1 protein-coding gene is annotated in these 456 nt (G+C 65.6%); it reads right to left on the reverse strand.

Annotated elements, in window-relative coordinates; translation table 11 throughout:
* On the reverse strand, positions 1–456 hold a 456-nt coding region (locus M3677_RS17195; RefSeq protein ID WP_251161164.1), incomplete at both ends, for an alpha-amylase family glycosyl hydrolase.

A 456-nucleotide genomic window follows, 5' to 3' on the forward strand; every position in this document is an offset into this window, starting at 1 on the left:
GTACTCGACGACGTCGGCCGGCCACTGGTTGGCCTCGCAGAGCAGCACCCGGTCGGGATACTCGGCGTCGACCACCTTGCGCACGCGCTTGAGCAGCTCGTGGGTCTTGGGGAGGTTCTCGCAGTTGGTCCCCTCCTCCTCGAACAGGTAGGGGACGGCGTCGAGCCGGAACCCGTCGATGCCCAGGTCGAGCCAGAACCGCAGCGCGTCGAGGATGGCCTCGACGACCTTGGGGTTCTCGAAGTTCAGGTCGGGCTGGTGGCTGAAGAAGCGGTGCCAGAAGTACTGCTTGCGCACCGGGTCGAAGGTCCAGTTCGAGACCTCGGTGTCGACGAAGATGATCCGGGCGTCGGAGTACTTCGTGTCGTCGTCGCTCCACACGTAGAAGTCGCCGTAGGGCCCCTCGGGGTCGTTGCGGCTGGCCTGGAACCAGGGGTGCTGGTCCGAGGTGTGGTT

The sequence above is a fragment of the Curtobacterium sp. P97 genome, from assembly GCF_023712445.1.
In the GTDB taxonomy this organism is placed as follows: Bacteria; Actinomycetota; Actinomycetes; order Actinomycetales; family Microbacteriaceae; genus Curtobacterium.